We start from the raw sequence: 20,241 nt of genomic DNA on the forward strand, positions 1-20,241 counted from the left end.
CTTGTAAAATGAAACGCAGAACATTGATAAAAGGAATGGCAGCTACCTTACCTTCCTTATGGTTTTCCAGGGCATTGGCGAATGGATTTCTGCAACCCGGATATCCCGTGGAACCTATTGCAGGCGGACCATTCCAGCCAACCTGGGAATCACTGCAGGCATACCAGACACCTGATTGGTACCGCGATGCAAAATTTGGAATGTGGGCGCATTGGGGACCGCAATGCCAGCCGGAATCCGGCGATTGGTATGCGAGAGAAATGTACATGGAGGGTTCCGTGAAATATAAAATTCACCTGGAAAAATATGGCCACCCCTCCAAATTTGGTTTTAAGGACGTCATCAACGAATGGAAAGCGGAGAACTGGAATCCCGAAGAACTGGTGAGTTTATACAAGAATGCCGGTGCACAGTACTTCATGGCGATGGCCAACCACCACGACAACTTCGATCTCTTTGACAGCAAATATCAAAAACACTGGAACGCCACCAGGATAGGTCCGAAGAAAGACCTGATCGGCGGTTGGGCCAAAGCAGCAAAAAACAACGGGCTTCCATTTGGCGTAAGCGTTCATGCCTCGCACGCCTGGCGCTGGTATGAATCAGCACAACGCTCTGATAAAAATGGCCCCTATGTCGGCATTCCTTATGATGGTAACCTGACAAAAGCCGATGGTAAAGGAAAATGGTGGCAGGGTTTAGATCCGCAGGAACTATATGCACAGGCACATCCCCTGAGTAACGACAGTTGGAACAACGGCTCCATCCACAAACAGTGGGGATGGAACAACGGCGTTTATCCCCCGGACAAAGCCTATATTGAGAAATTTTTCAACCGCACTATTGACCTTATCAATAAGTACAATCCTGATGTAATTTATTTTGACGACTCACAACTTCCATTCTGGCCCATTAGCGACGCCGGTTTGCGCATCGCCGCTCACCTGTACAACAAAAGCATCAAAGACCATGGAAAACTTCGCGCCGTCATCAATGGAAAAATACTGGATGAACAGCAGCGTAAAGCAATGGTCTGGGATATTGAAAGAGGACAAGCCAATGAAATTCAGCCACTCCCCTGGCAAACCGACACCTGCATCGGGGATTGGCATTACAACAAGGATGCGTATAACCGTGACCGTTACAAAACCTCTCAAACAGTAATACAAATGTTAGTGGATATCGTCAGCAAGAATGGTAACTTAATGTTAAACATTCCGGTTCGTGGCGATGGTACTATTGATGACAAAGAAAGGAAGGTAGTGGAAGGAATAGCCAAATGGATGCAACAGAACAGCGAAAGCATTTATGGTACCAGGCCATGGAAAATATTTGGCGAAGGCCCGGCGCAACAAGCGGCCGCCGTTTTAAACGCACAAGGCTTCAATGAAGGAAAAGGGAAAGCATTTACTTACGAAGACATTCGCTTTGCCACCAAAAAGGAGGCGCTTTATGCAACCGCCATGGGTTGGCCGGAGGATGGCAAACTAGTGATCAAAAGCCTTAAGAAAAACAGCGAATATTTTGCAAAAGAAATTCAAAAAATAGAATGGGTGCCTACAAAACAGCCATTAAGTTTTGAAAGAAATGATAATGGATTAATTATTTCCCTGCCCGAAAAAAAATCAGATGGGTTAACCTACGCAAATGTGGTAAAAATTCTTTCCTAAAAATTTGGGAGAGATTTTTTTAAAACTAAAAAAAGAAAGATGAAAATTGTAAATGCGTTGATGGTATCAGTTTTTCCTCTATTTACTTTGCTCAACGTGAATGGACAGCATGAAGCGAAAAGACAAAACCCATTTGGCAATGCGCTGGTGCCTGATATGATTGCCGACGCCAGTATACAGGAGATCAATGGAACATTTTATTGTTATGCAACAACAGATGGATATGACCAGGGCTTAAAAACATCTGGCCCGCCGGTGGTATGGAAGTCGAACGATTTTGTTCACTGGCGTTTTTCTGGCTTTTATTTTCCATCTGCAGTCGGTCAAAAATACTGGGCGCCGAGCAAAGCCGTCGAGGCCAATAATGCATACTATATCTATCCAACTGTAAATGGTTTTATGTATCCGGCCGTTGCAAATTCCCCTGATGGCCCTTTTAAGCTGGCCAAAGGAGTGGACAGCTTTTCTAAAACTTTTACACCTGCTACCTTATTACAGTCGCGGGATCCCAAAGGCCCTGCTGGTATAGATGCTGAAGTTTTTATCAATGACGATGGACAACCGTATGTTTTCTGGCAGCGCCGGTTTGCTGCCAGGTTAAACCAGGATATGGTGACTGTAGACACGACTTCCATTATTCAGATACCTACTAAACGACAAGGTTATTCTGAGGGCCCTATCTTCTTTAAACGAAAAGGCATCTATTACTACCTGTATACCCTTGGTGGTGATGAACGATACCAATATGCCTATGGCATGAGCCGTACATCCCCACTTGGACCATTTGAATTTCCTGATACCGACATTATCGCCACTACCAATTATCAACAGCAGATCTTTGGGCCTGGTCATGGTTGTGTATTCAATCTGCCGGGAACCGATGACTATTATTTTGCTTACCTGGAATATGGCCGGGGCAGCACTAACCGGCAGACTTATGTGAACAGGATAGAATTTAATGAAGATGGAACCATTCGTCCCATTAACCTGACGCTCAATGGGGTGGGTGCACTTCATTCGTTATCCCCTGAAAAAGAAATCAAAGTAGTCAACTCAAATGCATCAAGTGTCAGGCCTGATATGATCATTAAACCGAACCAGGATTCATTGTTCAAAAGAACAGAATCATTTTCTTCCCGGTTTGCTTTCGACAATGCCAACGGCTCCAGGTGGATGGCTGCTGCCGGAGATTCAGCCTCCTGGATGATTGCAGACCTGGGAAATTTGCAGCAGCTCAAACGCAGTGAAATAGCTTTCGTTCGCCCTACCGCCGGGCACGCCTATATACTGGAGTATTCTGTCAATGGCAAAATATGGAAGCCATGTGGAGGACACGAAGACGTGATGGTAAAATCCCCACACACAGATCTGTTGAATATGAAAGCGCGTTATTTACGCGTAAAAATTTTAAGTGGTATCAATGGCATCTGGGAATGGCATATCTATTAAAAACGAACAAGATATTTTTTGAAATGATTGATATCAAATTCCTGTCACTCCTTTTTTGCTGGCAACTATTGTGTATATGTTCAAAGGCACAAATGAACGGGTCCTGGGGAGACCAGGGAAACGGCACCTACGCTAACCCGGTACTACCGGCAGATTACAGCGACCTTGACGCCATCCGTGTAGGAGATGATTATTATGCCATCTCCTCTACTATGCAATTTTCGCCAGGTATGGCAGTAATACATTCCAGAGATCTCATCAACTGGGAAATTATTGGTCATGTGGTGGATGATCTGACGCGAATCAGCCCGCAGTTAAACTGGGACCGCATGAATTGCTATGGCAAAGGTATCTGGGCAGGCTCCATCAGGTATTATAAAAACAAATTCTGGGTGTATTTCGGCACACCTGATGACGGTTTTTTCATGAGTACAGCTACCAATCCGGCAGGCCCCTGGGAGCCTGTTCACCAGGTATGGAAAGTAAATGGCTGGGATGACTGTTGCTCATTTTGCGATGATGATGGACAACTCTATTTTATTGCTACCAATTTCGCATTAGATCCCAAAAACAAAAAAAAGTACAACATTCATTTATTTAAAATGACACCTGATGGAAAAAGTCTCCTTATGGAATCAGATTCCATCCTATATCAGGCTAATGGAAGCGAAGCCAACAAACTGTATAAGATCAACGGTGTTTACTACCACTATTTCAGTGAAGTAAAACCGGAGGGCCGGGTCATCATGATGGCACGTGCTAAAAACTTATATGGCCCCTGGGAAACCAGGCAATTAAATCATGTTAATCAAAAACGCGACAGGGAACCCAACCAGGGTGGGTTGCTGCAGGTATCTGCAGACAAATGGTATTTTCTGACCCACCATGGCAGCGGAGACTGGGAAGGCCGCCCTGCCAGCCTTTTACCAGTTCACTGGATAGATAGGTGGCCAATTATTGGCGAGCCGGGTACTGATACCATTGGAAAAATGGTTTGGGCGGGCGAAAAACCAATATTCTCCAAAGAAAAAATTTCTATACAAGGCAGTGATGAGTTTAACACCGCGAAACTACCTGCTCAATGGGAATGGAACTATCAGCCGCGGGCGGATAAATGGTCATTAACTGCACGTAAAGGTTTTCTTCGGTTGTACGCTTTTGCGCCCATTCCTTCAAAGAAGCCAACAGCTATTATACTCCGGACAGGAAATACACTCACACAACGCAGCATGCGCTCCCCTGGAAATGTGGTCACTGTAAAAATCGATATTAGTCATATGGCAGATGGCCAATTCGGCGGACTGACACATTTTTCTACCACCAGCTACAGCCTCTTTGGAATTAAACAGGAAAATGGCATACGAAGGTTAGTGTATGATAATAACGGGAAAGATACTTTGGGAATAGAGATGAATGGAACATCGATCTGGCTGCGGTCTACATGGGATATTAACGGAGTTAGCCGGTATGCTTTTAGTACCGACGGGAAATCTTATAAAACATTGGCGGATCCTTACCAATTAACCTGGGGTAGCTACAGAGGAGACCGTATTGGAATTTTCAATTACAATACCCGGGAAGATAAGGGATACATAGATATTGCCTGGTTTCGGTATGCGTATACAAAATGAATGCATCATCCCGAAAGCGCCACCTTCCATCCATTTAAATGACATATGTACATGAAAGGTGGTCGCTTATTTTTATGGTAAATCAATCCAAAGCGTGCCCTTTACAGGCGTATAGTTCAGCATCGTATTACGCTGACTTTCAGGTCCCATTTGCGCCGCATCCTGGAACTTAGTGCCAATGGGGGCAATGGCACTCATGAAGCCAATATCCCCTTCAGGAAAGGCGGGATTGGTGTTATTATTGGCAGCACCCTGCGGGGCCTGTGGCCTGAACACCTGCAAAAACGTACCCGCGTTCCCGTTATAGAAAGTAATAGGCTGCTCGGTGGTATGAAAGGTAGCCTGGTATACATTGGCATGATACCCTTTAAACTCGGGGTACACCCAGCTTTCACCTGTTACCGTATTATTGTAGGCTTTATACCAGCTACCAAATAAATTTCCCTGTAACCGGTTTTTCCATACACGGTATGGCCCCTCTCCCTGCCACGACAACCCGGTCACTTTTTCTTCCGGGTAACGGAAAGTAATGCCACTAAAGTCAGTCTCTCCTTTAAAACTGTAACTGTAATCCAGTTTTACCGGCACGCCTGGCTGAAAGGTCCATTTTACCTGCAGAAATCCATTCCCCTCATAACGTGCCGAAACAAAGAAGCTGCTGGAATCACCACGGGATGTAAATTCCTTTAATTGTTGGGGAATACCGGCCAGCACCGGGCCGCCGCTTAAAGATATCCTTCCTTTTGAAGTTAGTATCTGCAATAATAGCCCGCTGGTACGACTAAAATAATAAGCCCCCTTGCCATTATCTATTGCAAGGGTATCGTTGCTCGTTACTACATTCACTTTACCACCGGGGGCCGGGAATTGCTGCACTATACTGGCAGGCGACTGCAGTGGCCAGCTACGGGTAATCATTTCACGACCGTATGGATCCCAGGCCGTTACCTGTAAAGCATCTGCTTCTTGCCAACCGGCAGGAAGGTGTAATGATAAAAAGCCTTTGGTATGTGGTGACAGATCAGGTGCGTTGATGGTCTCGGAGGCAAGTGTGTCTGTTTTTTGTTGTTTTCCGGGAGAAGGAAACCGCAGCAGTCGCCAACCGAATCTGCATTGGGTCAACGACGTATAGTCGTAACGGTTTTCTACCGGAATAAGGCCATTAAAGTTTTTGGTAATACCGGGCAAGGTGATATGTACCGGCGACCATATTTCACGGATAGCATAGAAACTTCCTTCTTTTTCACGGTGTGGTCCTACAATCCCATCAGGGGCGTGGTTACCATCTGTATCGATCCATCCATTTTTATCAGTACGCACCAGGCCTTCATCTGCAAACGCCCACAGGAAACCACCAGCCCCGCGAGGGTGCTGCAACATGCGCTCCCAGAAATCTGCCAGTCCCGCTCCCATACCTCCATCGTACAAGCCATGCATAAACTCGGTTGGCAAATAAATATCCTGGTCATATAAACTTGCATTTACGAGGTAATTGAAGTTTGGATAATGTTTGGTATCCACTCCATTATATCTCTCCCATGGATGCAATACCGGCCGTTGTTGTGGATCATACTTGGCATAGTCGTTATCCAATGCCCGGTTAAAGCCGCCTTCATTACCATTATCCCACGCAATAATGCAAGGATGATTTACATCCCGCTCTACCAGCTCCTTCACCAGTTTATGGCCCACGGTGGTATCATATGCCGCCTGCCACCCGGTCAGCTCATCCAGTACAAATAGTCCCAGTGAGTCGCACACCTCCAGGAAGTGTACATCAGGCGGGTAATGCGACATTCTCACTGCATTCATATTCATATCCTTGATGAGATTTACATCCTGGATGCTGATGGATTTGCTGAGCGTTCGCCCTGTTTCCGGCCAGGCGCTGTGCCTGTTAACGCCCTTTAATATCACTTTCACATCATTTACGTATATCCCATCCCGTTGCCTGATTTCAATGGTACGGAAGCCAAAAGGCTGTGTGATACGGTGTATTGTTTGATGGCCTTTTTTAATTACTATCACTGCCTGGTAACGATTCGGCGTTTCTGCACTCCAGGTGGCCGGATGATCAATAGATTGGTGCAGCGTGTAGGCGTCCGTATTATTCCCCTGGATAGCGACCGCTTCCTTCAGTGGTTTGCCGTCCATTGCCTGGACCTGCGAACTGATGGTATAATCTCCGGATAGCACGCTCGTATAGGCATGCACGGTGTATTCACCTTTTGCGGTCGCATCAATTGCCACACGATCAATATGTACCAATGGTTTTATCTCCAGGTACACCGGCCGGTAAATGCCGCCTAACACCCAGAAATCACCATTACGCTCCGCGTTGTTAACGCTCACATTCGCCGACATCTTGCTTACTTTCACTTCCAGCAGGTTACTGCCGTTGCGCAACAATTTACTGATGTTGTACCTGAAGCGGTAAAAGCCACCCTGGTGTATGGGCCCTGCAAGCTTTCCGTTTATCTTCACTTCTGCATCAGTCATCACTCCCTCGAAAACAATATCCACCTGCTTTTCGCGCCAATTCTCCGGGGCTGGGAACCGGTAGCGATATAACCCCTGCTCATTCGCCTTTACCTTATCGTGACCATAGTTGTAGCTGCCAAATCCCTGCTGCTCCCAATTGGAAGGAACATCAATAGTAGTCCATTTGCCACTGCGCTGTCCTCCGGAACAATAGAAGTCCCATTTAACGGTGTGATCTTTATCAGTACCTGAAAGGTATTTATATTGATTTTCCTGGGCCATGACTGTGTGCAGGCAAAACATACCTGCCAACAACAATAGGATTTTTGCTGACATACGCGGAATTTTAGAATGCCATCAAAAATAAAAAAAGAAACGGGGGTTTTATATTTTTTAAGGAGCAACGTAATATCCCGGCATATCACAAGCGCCTGGAAAAGGTTATGTAACCGCAATTAGTTCAAATTCTTAAATAGTGGTTACATTTTATTGACCGTTAAATTCCTTCTGCCAGCATCCTTTTTGCATCACCATTTTCCGGATCGAGTTTGATGGCCTGGTGAAGCGCTTCTTTTGCTGCTGCATTGTTTCCGCTTGCCAACATTGCTTTAGCCAGGAGATACTGTAAGCCGGATGACGCAGGATACCTGGGAATCTTTTGTTTTAACAATGCAAGTGCAGCAACATTCTTTCCCATATTCAGTTCCTGCTGGATGGCGGCCGCCCAGTCTTTTTCAGAAAATGATGATTCATTAACCAATTTACGGAAGGTAGCATGTTCCTTTAAATAATAGAACGCAGACAGGTTTTCCTTCCAGCCTTCCTGGTGTTGCAAAGCATCCCGGATAATCCGTATTGCTTTTTCCTCTTCTCCGGTCATAATAAAGGCAGTTGCGAGCTTGCCATATATACCGTACCATCCTTTCAGAAGTACTGTTGCCTGTGATAACAATTGTCGGCCACCGGCTATTTTACCGCTTTGGATTTCAGCAATAGACCTGTTTAAGATAATACGCCCCTCATGGTAGTTCAGTAAAGTCTGCAGGCTATTGACAGGATTAACGTCATTATCTGCACGCAAATCAATCCGGTTATACCAGGCGGTATTAATTCCGTCTACACGGAGAGCTGCTGATTGTTTCCCCGATAGCTGTCCTCCTGCAGCTTGCCCGGCACTAAGCGCAGATAATAATCTTTGTGCAAAGGAGCCGGTAGTCTTTTCATATCCATCCGCCATTCTCACCAGTACACTATCTGCCAATTGATTCCCCAGCACCACGTATCCCGCTCCCTCCCGATGACCTGCGCATCCTTTCCAATATGACAATGCATGGCCTGTATATCCGAATGTACTACCATTCTTGTCTACAATTCCAAATTGACGGTAGTCCGGCATAACGTCAGCCTGCATAGTAGCATTGACTGCTTGTGCCGGCGAAGATCCGAGTTTCAGGTTTTTGAGTGCATTTATACCATATTCCGGCTCCGTTTCTGCAATAACCGCTGCTGCTCCTACTCCGGGTTCTATGTATATGGTTGAATTACCAACATATATGTTATTAGTGGCCACTGCAACACCCCATTTCTGTGTTTCTTTATCATAAGCCACAATAGCGAATGTGCTGTTTATATTACGCCCTGACAACAGGCTTGGAAGATTTTGTGCGCTGGCAATACCTGATAGCATCAACATTATTACCAGGATGTACCACGTTTTTGGCAGAAAACCTGAGCATTTGTTTATACCCGACATAGCAATAGTTTGATCTAAAATAACCAATATCAGGTATTGCATAACTATTTACATCTGCCTGTGCCGCTTCCTGGCACTATGGCTGCATCTAAATACGGCTTTACGTCTTTCATTCTGAGTGCACTGCGTAGTGACCTCCGGAATAAAATGCACGACAGGTCTTCGTTTTACTTTTGCCTGTCATTTTTTAAAGGAGTTCATCATCTCTGCAATAAGAAGTTATCGTGTTTTTTTCACTACTGAAAATGTAGCCGGCTACTTTCCATGTAATGTCTTTCCGGCACCGGGCAAGGTTTACTCACTGTTACGGATCAACGCAATTAATCCTTCATTCTCAATAATGATCATCCCATGGCGATCTTCGGTAATTCCCGTTTTTAACCGGTAGGTATACCTGGGAACATTCCCTTCCATGATGGTGGGCAAGTATAGGAACTTGTAGCTGCCGCCGTGTTCCTTCAGGGTTTCTCCCACTTCAATGATATGCGAGGAAATGATAAAAAAGGAATTGGTATGAGCAGAGAAAGCCGACGTAATAGCCAAAGTAGCATCAAATGCATCTTTTACATTGGTGCCTTTGAACAGTTCATCAAATATCACTACCAGGTCTTTCGATGCTCCTACCTCTTCTGCTACCCTTTTAACCCGCAATACTTCCGCATAAAAGTGGCTATAACCGTGTTCCAGGCTATCGGGTACATTAATGGTAGAAAAGAGGCCGTCTTTCACCGAAAACTCCATTTTATCAGCTGCTACGGGGAAGCCCATATGTGAAAGATAAACAGCGATGCCGAACGATTTCATAAAAGTGGATTTCCCCGCCATATTCGCACCGGTAAGAAAGATCACATTGCTTTCTGTTGTAAAAGAAATAGGGTTAGGTACAGCCTGGTCCAGCGACGGATGATACAAACCGGTGATGTTCATTACATTCGCCTGTTTTGGCAAAGCCCTGGCATAGCAGAACTGTTTTGTACGTGCTACGTTGGCTACGGCAATGTACACATCGAAAAGACAGATAATATCCATCAGCACTTTCATTTCCTTCCGGCAACCTGTTATTAGCTGGTGATCATATTGCACCAGCTTTAACAATGGGATATGGGTCAGGTCAATTACCTCGTTGAGCCATTGTAATCTTTTATGATTGAAAATGGCGCGGGCGTCCCGGAGATGCGCCTGCACAGGTTCACTGTCCTCCTCCCGCTCCAGTTTCCGGATAAAATCCCTGAAGGTGATCAGCAGGGAAATTGTTTTACGCACTCCTGCTTCCAGCATGTCGTACCGGCTATCCCGGGTCAGCGTTTTCAGGGCCCTGGCAGTAACAACGTTCCAGGCTTTAGCCGGCATGCTGCTGCCCGTGCCGGAGCCGAGGTAATTTTCGGCTACACTGAACAATTCGTTGCTGAAAGGAAAGGTCACGTTAAGTTTTCCAAAATATTGGAAGATACTGCTACGTTCATTGATGGCCGTCTCGTCTGATAAGGGATGCTGAAACATATGTTCGAGTAGTTTCCTGCCTCCATCCGTAACCACGTTGTCGAATAGCCGGTAAATAGACTTGTTGTTATACCTGCCTGTAATGTTCAAATCATCAAGCGTTTGTTTGTCTGCGAAAAAACTCATGCCTCTTTGTTTTTTACTTTTTTGCTGATGATATCCAGGATCCCTTCGTTGTTAATAATAAGCATACCGTGCCGGTCGGTGGTAATTCCTTCTGCCAGCTGGTAGGTATATACCGGCTTATTGTGCTCCATCCTGGTAGGCAGAAAAAGAAAGTGGATATTGCTGCATTGGGCTTTTAAAGCCTCTCCTGCTTCCGTAATATGCGTGGAGATCACGAAAATGCAGTTCCTTCTTTCGGCAAAGGCAGCGGTCACCGCAACGGTGCCTTCGTAGGCATCTTTCACGTTGGTGCCACGAAAAAGCTCATCAAAGATGAGGAACAGGTTCTTATTCCTGGCCAGTTCCCTGGCAATAGCTTTTATCCGTAATACTTCTGTATAAAAATGGCTGCTCCCGGAAGAAAGATCATCCGGTAAATTGATCGTAGTATAGATCCCTTCCCTCACGGCAAATTCCATTTTACCTGCCGGCACCGGGAAGCCCATATGTGCCAGGAACATGGCAATGCCCAATGATTTCATGAAGGTAGATTTCCCTGCCATATTAGCGCCTGTCAGGAAAATAACATTGTTTTCCGGCGTAATATGGATGCTGTTGGCCACCGCTTTTTTTACCATAGGATGATATACCCCCTCCAGCAAAACATAATGAGTTCCTGCATCAGCGGCCAAAGGAAATACAAACTTTCTTTCGTCAGCTACCCTGGCCACTGTTATGTAAACATCGAGGTGATAGATGAATGATAACAACCTGCTGAATTCATTCCGGAGCCTGAACCTTAAAAGCTGATCATACTGCACCACTTTAGCATAGGGTAATTTACCGCCTGCCTGTTCCTCTAATACAGGTTCCAGGCCCGGGGTCTGGAGGAGATCTTTCATCTCCTCCAACTCCTCCCGGTAATGATCAATGCCCGAAGTAGCCGATATCAGCGCAACAAAATCCCGTAATACATGCAGCATTTCGATGAGCGATCGTATCCCATCGGTGATGGCTTTATAGTTACTATCAGCTGCTACCAGGTGGTTGAATTTCCTTGCCAGCGTATCGTCGTCTGCCGATAACCGGGTTCGATCGTCCTGCATGGCAAGGTAGGATTCAATCACGTCGAACAACCCGCTTCTGAAAGGGAAAGCAATGTTCGCCAACCGGAAGCACCTGATTTTGCCGCTTCTGTTGTTGATAGCGGCCTTATCGGCCAGGGGATACCTGAACATATTTTCCAGTATCAACGCCCCGCCCCTGGTATGTGTATGATTGAAAACCGTATACACTGAGTCGGCACCGGGTTTCCCCAGGATATTAAGATCGGTAAGCGTTTGTTTGTCTGTATTAAAAATCATCCCGTAAAAATTATAGCTTCCGCGTTTACTTTCTTTTTCTTCGTATCAGCAGTATTGCCCCAAAGGCCAGCAAAACACCCGGCAATACCCACACATACATGATCCGTAAAAATTTCACCTGGGCTTTAGACAAAAAGATCGTGGTATCTTCCGGCCCCGGACGGGAGCTGTCGATAGGAAACTCTCCATTACTTAACCAGCTGAATAAAGCGGTATTGAAAACAAAATTGGCCGCGTTCAGGTTGAAACGTTGTAACTCGGCATTCGCCATAAAATCGGCATCACCGGTAACAATGATACGTTGCTCTTTGTTATTGATCTTACGGGTCAGCGATACCGCCGTGGCAAAGGTTTTGCGCTCATCTCCCCTTTCGGGTGAGAAAACAATATCTGCAGAATCTGCCACCAGTTTATCTTTCTTCAACCAGCAGATCCGCATGTTTGTTGTCAGCAACGGTTGGATAGTAAATACGCCGGTATCGGCATAGGATAGTGCGGTAGCACGAGGCATAGACACCATGGCGCTATCGTGATGCGCATGCGTCAGGGCCGGGTAGAGCGATGCAGCATTGGCTGTCAGGTAAGGCGTTACCAGTTCGGGTTGCAGATCTTTACTGGTTTGCACTAATGTACCATCCATCAGTTGTACGCCTAATTGCCGCAGGAACGGATTCAATATTTCCTGCTTGCCCGGCTCCCCCGCTACCAGCAAATTTCCTCCCTTATCTATATACTGCTTCAGTTTTTCCATATCGGCTGCTGTGAGAGCAACTTTGGGATCTGCCAGCACCAAAGCGGAAATATCTCCCGGTATCTGCTGACTATCTAACGAAAGCGTATCAACGTCAAAACCCTGGTTCAGGAGCGAATTACGGAAAGTGGTCAGGTTAGTGAGCACCCGATATTCCCTGTCGCCCAGCTTATTAATATTCCTTTCGAGATGTCCTGTGAGGAATACTATTTTCGGCATCCTGGTTTGCAGCAGGCGTTTGATCGCTGCCGCCACTTCTGTTTCGCCGGGCCATTCTTTGTTGTCATCAAACACCCTTAGGAAAGTGGTTTTTCCTTTATACTTCAACTGCATCACGTAGCGGTTCAACTCCGGCTTCAGGTCTATTATCTTTCTTATTTCTGCAGGCGTCTTAAACTGGCTCATCGACAGGTCCCTGCTATCTGCAATTTGCTTAGCTATCTGGGTCAGTGTTTTACCGGGATAGAACCGGGACATATCAGGGATTTCATAAGCAGAATCATAATACAGCACTGTTTTTAATTCAATGTTATGTTTGAATCGCATATAAGGCTCCCAGCGGGCCAGGTTCCGGTTGTAGGACTCAGGGCTTCCCAGGTCCCAGTGGCGGCCCAGCAGGTTGTTATACGCTGTTACTTCCAATGGTGCATCTCCCAGTTCCTTTATAATTTTCTGCACATTCGGTGTCAGTGTTCTCTGCTTTGCACGGGTGGCATCGTAATATCCTACCAGCGAAGGGATAGAGCTGATATAACCAATGGCCAGCGTAGATGCAATCACCAACGCATACCTTCCCGCTTTTATTACCGGCGGCCTGGATTCCATTCCTGCTTTTATTTTATAGATACTAAGCCCCAGGAACAGGTATACGATAGCCAAAAAATAGATCACATCCTTGGTGGTAATGAGGCCTAATAGTATATTCCCGGTGCGGCCGGAGATAGAAAGGAAATAGGTGAGGTTTCTTACAAAAGCGATATCCTGCCAGAGCGTGCCAACATAAGACAGCAAACCAATCATCACGAAAGTACAGACGGCGGCTACTACCTGGTAGGTGGTAAGGCAGGACATAAATAAACCGATAGCCGAGTAAGCGCAAAGCAGGAGATATATGCCCAGCAAAGAACTGATGAGCATCCCCGTATCCGGTGATTTCACCTGGAATAAACTGGATACCACAAAAATAGCCAGGATGCCTGTCAGCAACAGGCTATAGATCATCATCGCCAAAAACTTCCCGAATACAATCTCCCTTACCCTGATCGGTGAAGAGTAAAGCAGCCTGATGGTGCCACTGCTGATTTCCCGGCTGATGAGCCCCATCGTCAGCAAAGGAATATAGAGATATAAGTTACGCAACACGCCCACCAACAGTCCCTGGTTCGACAGGAAAAGGTATTCTATCATACTGCCCAAAAGTACTGCGCCTGCCTCCTTGCTTCTTGCCATTGATTCCAGGATGCCGAAGTAAATTACCCCGCATTGAATAAGGAATACAATCATTAAAAACCAGGCAATAGGTGAGTAAAACAGGGTGCGTAACTCTGTTTTCGCTATTCTGAATATCGTCTTCATTCCGCTGTTATTGTTTTGATGATGGATGGGATAACTGTTTAAAGATCTCGTCGATCGCGCTCTTATCGATACTTATTTCACGGAGCCGCCAGTCGTTATGTACAGACGCAACAACAATCCGTTCGGCGATATCCTGATCGCCGGCAAAGAAAATGCGTATTTGTCTTTCTGTCAGGAAATCTACTTTTGTCACCCCGCTGATCTTGGCCAGTTCCGCTTCCACCGGCGGATTCTCCAGGTGTACCAGGACGCTGTGTGGCTCCACGTAGTTATTAAATGTTTCCATGGTATCCGAAAAAACGATCCTGCCATTTTCTATCATCCTGATCTCTTTACATAGTATTTGTATTTCAGAAAGAATATGCGAAGAAAAAATAACCGCCCTGTCCACTGCAATATCTTTGATGAGTGAACGTACTTCCAGTATCTGGTTAGGATCCAGCCCGTTCGTGGGTTCATCCAGCACTACCAGTCTCGGACGGTGTACGATGGCCTGGGCAATGCCTACCCGCTGCCGGTAACCTCCTGAAAGGTTCCTGATCAGCCTTTTGCTGAAATGATCAATGCCGCAGCGTTCTTTAGCTTCTTTTATGGCGGGTTTCATCAGGTCCCTGGAAAGATGTCGCAAACCAGCGCAGTAATGCAGGTATTCATCTACCGTCAGGTCCATATACAACGGCGGATGCTGCGGAAGGAAGCCTATTTCTTTCTTTGCTTCCAGCGGATGTTCTTTTGTATTGATACCGTTGATGTATACATCCCCTTCCGTTTGGTTCAATGCGCCGCAGATAATATTCATGGTGGTAGACTTCCCTGCCCCGTTGGAGCCCAGCAGCCCAACAATTCCTGTTGGGCCGATTTCCATATTGATATCACGGATAGCCCAGGAGGTAGCGTACCTGTGGGACAATCTTTCTATTCTGACAATACTTTCCATTGATGCTGTTTATAATTTTCTGTAGATATTCTGACTACTGTGGATTCTGTTCCATTTCCGGGTTGAGAGAAATAAGCACGTTAGCCAGCGGGAAAACATAGCCGTTGCCGTTAGGTTGCAACGTATAGGTGACACCGTTAAATGACCTCGTAACTGTTTTGGCGAACTGGGGATCTTTATTCAGGCGGCGTTGATCATACCAGCGAAGGCCGGTGCCAAAGAATTCACGACGGCGTTCATCCACCACCAATTGTAATGCGTCTGCTGGTGTGGCAGCGGTAAGATCTGTATAATCCTCCGGCCGGAAACGGAATTTGCGTAGTGTATTCAACATCTGCACTACTTCGTCTTTTTTACCGGCACGGGCAAGACATTCCGCCTTTATCAACCAGGTATCATTTACGGTCAGCCCTATCGCCGGCCGGTCTGTAGACCCGGAATAACGGTCGGGCGACCAGTAAGCCAAACCAGTGAATGACGGGTAAAAAGAAGAAGTACCAGGCTTTACAAACAGCACATAGCGGAGATCCTTTGTTCCCAGCAGATCCAGCACAGACTGGCTTAGCTGTGGAGCGTTAAATATCTGGCGGGGTATATTGCGTAACAGCACCTGTTTATTATCAACCTGTGAAGGGAAAGTAACGTTTCCTCCGCTGACAGCTAAATTGTAATCATACAAGGCGCCGGACAAACTCAGGGTACTATCGGCAAAAGCAGCTGCATTGGTAAAATCACGCATATTGAGATACACCTTGGACAACAGGGCGTAAGCTGCAGCCTTATTCGGCCTCGTATTAATATCCTGGTGAAGTGGCAGGACGGGAAGCGCGGCCCTGATATCTTTCAATACCTGATCGTACACCTGCTTTACACTCGCTCTTTTTAAATCCACGAACAGGGCAGCTTGCAGCAATACCGGCACACCGGGATCTTTTTCAGCGGTAGCAGCATCATATTGCTTTGCATACAGGTTAACCAGGTTAAAATACACGAAGGCTCTCTGCAACAGTGCCTCTGCAAGCAACGTTTGCTTTAATGCCATACCCCCTCCTTTACTGTCCATCACGCCGTTTATAACCACGTTATAGGTATACATATTCCCATACATGGCATTCCAGTCGTTATCCTCCAGCCTGTCGGTATAAACAGGCTTACTCCAGGTATAAATAGCTGTTTGTATATTATTGGGCTTTATATAATTCTGGATTTCCGGCGCAGTAAAATCCACGTCATCACTACTCATGAGTGGTCCCTGCCCAAAAAGATATTGCTGCTTGTCACGATAATCCATCAGCCGGCGGTAATCGTCTGTATATACCAGCACGCGCTGCCCCTGTATAGGCACGTCTTCTACGTATTTACGACAAGAAACCATGCCGGTAACCAGTAATAACAAAGCAATAATTATTTTATAGCGATACATGATTGTCGATTTAATAAATTAGAAACTCAATGCAACTCTGAAAGAATAATTTGTTAATGGAGGAAGCTGGTAGTTATTTCCCGTAACATAGAGGTAGTCAGGATCCAGCTTCTCTTTATTGGCAGCCCAGATCATACCCAGGTTACGGGCCAGCGCTGAAACAGTCAGGCTTTTTATACCCGCTTTCCCCAACAGCGAAGCAGGAATATTATACGACAGCATCACCTGTTGCAACTTAATATTACTACGGCTCCTGACTAACAGATCTGATTCCTGGTACCTGGCAGTGCTGGTATAGTAAACGGTGTTGGGGCCGAACGACAGGCCGGGGACATTTGTGAAAGCTTCGTCACCCGGCTTTCTCCAACGGTTGGCGAGACCGCCGTTCCTGCCTGCAAAATAATTATTGCTAAACCCTACATCCTGTATAGATGGTTTCAGGAAAACACCCCCGAAGGCGCATTGAAACTGTACATTCAGATCAAAGCCTTTATATTGAACGGAATGACTGAAACTTCCGAACCAGGGCGAAGTGGTACGCCCGGAGTATACCCGCACGTTTTCAAAAGGATACTCCAATACGGTATATTTTTTCGTACGATCCTTACCGTTATATATCAGGGATTGACCGGTATTATCCAATCCTGCCCAGGCGTAGGTGAACAGGTAATCTACCGGGTAACCTGAATACAGGTACTCCGGTGCAAAAGAGGTAGTTGGTTTTTCGAAGCGGACGTCTTTGATAATATTTGTATTGTAAGACATATTCATGGTAGCAGTCCATCTCCAGTTCCTGGTCAGGATGGGCACAACATTAATACCCAGGTCTACTCCATGTCCTTCCAGGTTAGCCGTATTAAATGAAGTGCTTGTAAAGCCATAAGTGCCATTGATAGGTAATTCCCAGATGATATCCGTTGTATGCTTCCTGTAATATTCAGCAGATCCGAACAAGCGGTTGTTAAAGAAACCGAAATCGAGGCCCCAGTTAATCATCCTGGTTTTTTCCCATCCCAGGTTGGCAACAGCAGGTTTATCGATCAGCGCATAGGGATAATTGGTAACCAGGTCGGCGCCTATTATGCTAATAGTAGTCACCGGAGCATAGCCCTGTGGAGCGTTTCCGCTAAAGCCATAAGTAAAGCGTGCAGCCAGTTGATCTATCCAGGTAAGGTTCCGCAGGAAGTCTTCCTTACCTATATTCCATTTCAGACCCGCCGACCACAAAGGAATTGCTCTTTTGCGGCGTTCAACTCCCAGCAGGTTATAATCGTCGAACCTTGCGCTTCCCGAAACAGTATATTTGTTCAGGAAGGTATAGGAGCCATTGGCGTAGTAAGACAACGACCGGGTGGTCTTTTCCGTAATCGGCCTGCTGGTGGCGCCAATATTCTGTGTAATTCCATTAATATCTTTGTAGCCCAGCGAAGGGTTTACAGTACGGAAAACATTGATAGATTTATCGTAACCATAGCGCAACTCACCACTGCTTTTCGTATAGGATTCCCGGATCTCATTACCCAGGAGTAAATTCAACTGGTGTTTTTCTTTCCAGTTCTTGTTCACGGTTACCTGGCCACGGAGGTTATAACTTTTTCCCTGGCCATTGCTGAGATCCAGCCTGCCACCCGGAGGAACGCCATATACGCGGGATCCGGCAGCATTCAGGCTGGTAGCATTGTTCACCAGCATCCTGGCATTGTAGCTGTCTGGCTCCCAATACTGTTCATAGTCGGAAAACATCCTGCCTATATTACCGGAAACACTCACACCCAACCAGGAGGTGATATTGCCGTTTACTGCCAGGTTCAGGGCTACGTTATTAGCGGTGTTGTAACTGTTGGAGTACTGCAATTCGTCGATAGGCGAATAACCGAAAGGAAGATAGCCTTTGCCCTCGAGGTACCGGGCCGCCGAGGGGACCAGTGACAGGTCATAATAAATATTGTTACCCGCAGCATCTTTAAGCATATCATAAGGCCGCATACCTCCCGTGCCAACGCTCATAGCATTGACAGCTGCGTTGTTTATTTTATCCCTGGTATTCCCTATTGTAAGATCCGTAGTAATGGAAACACGGCCATCGAACAAACTGGAAGTATTACCGGCTTTCAAAGAATATCCCTTGTTGGTGTTGCTCCTGTAAACACGATCTTCTTTATAAAAATAACCCGACAGGAAATAAGAGCTGCTTACTCCTCCACCTGAAACAGAAAAATTATACTGCCGCGTGGTAGGCGATTGGATCATGTATTTTTCCATCTGGGAGCGGTTATCAGTGGCTCCCAATGCCGCCAGCTGTGCATTCATTTCCTCCATCGTTATTTCGCCTCTTTTCTGTTTGAAAAAGATGGCCTGTACCTGGCTGCCGTTCTGGGGATAGTAGCTTCCCGGCGTACTACCGGGAACAGGATCACGATAAATTCCTTTTTCCAGCAGTTCTTTTTCCAGGTCGATATACTCAGGCACCGACATCATTTCTCCATATCCCAGGGTGGGCTTACTGCTGGTACCGAGGGTAGTGGAAAAACTGAATACCGGTTTGCTGTTACGCGTACCTTTTTTTGTAACGATAACAATTACGCCATTGGCGGCCTGGATGCCCCAAATGGAAGCAGCGGCTGCGTCTTTCAGGAAAGTAATCTGCTCTATATCATCGGGGTTCAGCAGGTCCAGTGCACCATTGGAGATGGATACCTGCGAAGGAAACCCGTCTATCACCAGCAACGGATCCGTACTTACCCTGGTGTATTGGCTCCGGATGGTGGATAAACCACGGATCTTTACGGAACCGTTGCGGCTTTTACCCGCAGTGGTTTTAGTAGAAATCTCCACGCCCGGTACCATGCCCTGCAACCTTTCCAATATGCTTACTACCGGCACCTGCGCCAGTTGTTTGCCGGTAACTACGCCAAAGGAACCGGTAGCACGTTCCTTGGGAAGCGACTGGTAACCGGTGTTCACCACTACCTGTACTTCTCCCAGCTTCTTCACTTCAGGGTAGAGTCGTAAAGTCACTACATTCCTTCCATCCAGTTTCAGCTCTCCGCGGCGGTAAGCAATATTTGTAGCTACCAGGGTAGCATTGCGCGGAACATTTGCCAGCGAAAAATCACCCTGGATGTCTGTAATTGCTATGAGTTTGGTGTTGCGTATCATCACCGTAACATCTGGTACCGGCAAGCCTGTCGAGTCCAAGATCTTTCCTTTCAGCAACGGGATGACAGTAGAATCGGCCAATGCGGCGTACTCATAATGGTATGGCTTCTCCGCAAGAAAAATGGTTTTGCTGTCGACAGAAAAAGTTAATGGTTGGTTTTTGAATACATTTTCCAGGAAATCCTGTAATGGAATCTCTTTAGCATTAATGCTAACAGGGATGGCGCGTTCCATTAACCGGTCGTTGCTGAACACCACGTAACCGGTTTGTCTGTATACCGCATCAAATATTTTCTTCAGTGACATATCCTTCCCGGAAATTGTAACCGCCTGGGATAAAGAGGTTGCGGAAACGTGCAGTAAGGATGCGAAAAGAAAGAAGGTAGTAATTCTCATAATCCGCATTATTTGGATCGGGATCGGCAATAGGTATCCCTTTCGTT

At 46.2% G+C, this 20,241-nt stretch carries 11 protein-coding genes; 3 read left to right on the forward strand and 8 right to left on the reverse strand.

Annotation, left to right across the window (positions count from 1 at the left end; all coding sequences use genetic code 11):
- Positions 1-8 precede the first annotated feature (8 nt).
- The 3 genes from J7623_RS14255 to J7623_RS14265 all read left to right on the forward strand — a co-directional run bounded on the left by J7623_RS14255 (position 9) and on the right by J7623_RS14265 (position 4,750).
- The gene (locus J7623_RS14255; protein ID WP_291921076.1) at positions 9-1,670 is read left to right on the forward strand and encodes an alpha-L-fucosidase; all 1,662 of its coding nucleotides are present in this window, start codon (positions 9-11) and stop codon (positions 1,668-1,670) included.
- A 39-nt stretch (positions 1,671-1,709) separates the two neighbouring features.
- Complete coding sequence (locus J7623_RS14260) at positions 1,710-3,119, forward strand: family 43 glycosylhydrolase (protein WP_291921078.1); 1,410 nt, start codon at positions 1,710-1,712, stop codon at positions 3,117-3,119.
- A 92-nt stretch (positions 3,120-3,211) separates the two neighbouring features.
- On the forward strand, positions 3,212-4,750 hold the full coding sequence (locus J7623_RS14265) for a glycoside hydrolase 43 family protein (protein WP_291921081.1): 1,539 nt from the start codon (positions 3,212-3,214) through the stop codon (positions 4,748-4,750).
- Between the two features lie 72 nt (positions 4,751-4,822).
- Here J7623_RS14265 and J7623_RS14270 read toward each other — a convergent pair whose 3' ends face one another.
- From J7623_RS14270 to J7623_RS14305, 8 genes are all read right to left on the reverse strand, one after another.
- The gene (locus J7623_RS14270) at positions 4,823-7,567 is read right to left on the reverse strand and encodes a glycoside hydrolase family 2 TIM barrel-domain containing protein (protein ID WP_291921083.1); all 2,745 of its coding nucleotides are present in this window, start codon (positions 7,565-7,567) and stop codon (positions 4,823-4,825) included.
- 160 nt (positions 7,568-7,727) lie between these two features.
- Positions 7,728-8,924: a DUF1028 domain-containing protein gene (locus J7623_RS14275; RefSeq protein WP_291921085.1), complete on the reverse strand. Its 1,197-nt coding sequence runs from the start codon at positions 8,922-8,924 to the stop codon at positions 7,728-7,730.
- Between the two features lie 354 nt (positions 8,925-9,278).
- Positions 9,279-10,610: a DNA mismatch repair protein gene (locus tag J7623_RS14280; protein ID WP_291921087.1), complete on the reverse strand. Its 1,332-nt coding sequence runs from the start codon at positions 10,608-10,610 to the stop codon at positions 9,279-9,281.
- Positions 10,607-11,953 carry a DNA mismatch repair protein gene (locus tag J7623_RS14285; RefSeq protein ID WP_291921088.1) on the reverse strand — a complete coding sequence of 449 codons (1,347 nt, stop codon included), beginning with the start codon at positions 11,951-11,953 and terminating at the stop codon, positions 10,607-10,609. The genes J7623_RS14280 and J7623_RS14285 overlap by 4 nt, the downstream gene beginning before the upstream one ends.
- Positions 11,954-11,978: 25 nt before the next feature.
- A complete protein-coding gene (locus J7623_RS14290; RefSeq protein ID WP_291921090.1) occupies positions 11,979-14,279 on the reverse strand; it encodes a DUF4350 domain-containing protein in 2,301 nt (766 codons plus the stop codon).
- Between the two features lie 7 nt (positions 14,280-14,286).
- Entirely contained in the window at positions 14,287-15,216 is a 930-nt protein-coding gene (locus J7623_RS14295; protein WP_291921092.1) for an ABC transporter ATP-binding protein, read from the reverse strand.
- Positions 15,217-15,250: 34 nt separating this feature from the next.
- Entirely contained in the window at positions 15,251-16,639 is a 1,389-nt protein-coding gene (locus tag J7623_RS14300; RefSeq protein WP_291921094.1) for a RagB/SusD family nutrient uptake outer membrane protein, read from the reverse strand.
- 18 nt (positions 16,640-16,657) lie between these two features.
- Positions 16,658-20,194: a SusC/RagA family TonB-linked outer membrane protein gene (locus tag J7623_RS14305; protein ID WP_291921096.1), complete on the reverse strand. Its 3,537-nt coding sequence runs from the start codon at positions 20,192-20,194 to the stop codon at positions 16,658-16,660.
- Positions 20,195-20,241 lie beyond the last annotated feature (47 nt).

Origin of the sequence: Chitinophaga sp. (assembly GCF_017745275.1) — a bacterium.
Taxonomy (GTDB): Bacteria; Bacteroidota; Bacteroidia; order Chitinophagales; family Chitinophagaceae; genus Chitinophaga.